Genomic DNA, 693 nt, shown 5'->3' with positions numbered 1-693 from the left:
ATGTAGCTAACCTGTACTAATTGCTCGTTTGGCTTGACCATACAACACCCAAGTGGTTTGTATGAAAGCTCTAATTAATCTATCTTGTATAAGCGAAAGCTTATAGAATAAAAGAAAGAATATTTCGATATCACCTTTAACCTTGATTCAGTTAGGTTACTGTTGGTCGACCATAAACTAAACACTTATAGTCAAACAATAAAAATAACAGACTCATATCTAACCCCCTTTGCTGACGACAATAGCATGATGGCACCACCTGATCCCTTCCCGAACTCAGAAGTGAAACATCATTGCGCCAATGGTAGTGTGGATTCGTCCATGTGAGAGTAGGTCATCGTCAGCTCTCTATTCAAAGTAAAACCCCCTTCTGCTTATGCAGAAGGGGGTTTTCTTTTGCGTGTAATTATTTTAGAAATACCTTAATTTATAAATTAGCTTGAAGAGTTAAAAGCTAGAAACTATGGATTAAATACTCTGTTGCTTTTACTTTTTTAAAGAGCGTTGCCTATTTAGTGGATCAAATAATATCTATAACACCACGTTCCAAGCAATATTTGGCTTTATAAGTGTATTAAAGTAGCTCAAATCCATCTCAGTAAAAGACTTATAGAAACATTTAGCATTTAGGAGTAAATCTATCAAAACAAACACTTCCTCCAACCCATTGAAGACTATGCATTATTAAAAGTC

At 35.1% G+C, this 693-nt stretch carries 1 rRNA gene; it reads left to right on the top strand.

What is annotated here, in order from left to right:
- The first annotated feature begins 231 nt into the window (after positions 1-231).
- Positions 232-346 (top strand): 5S ribosomal RNA (gene rrf, locus JMW90_RS13490).
- Positions 347-693: the final 347 nt, after the last annotated feature.

Source organism: Psychrobacter glacincola, assembly GCF_904846215.1.
Classification (GTDB): Bacteria; Pseudomonadota; Gammaproteobacteria; order Pseudomonadales; family Moraxellaceae; genus Psychrobacter; species Psychrobacter glacincola.
This window is presented reverse-complemented; position numbering and strand designations above follow the sequence as displayed.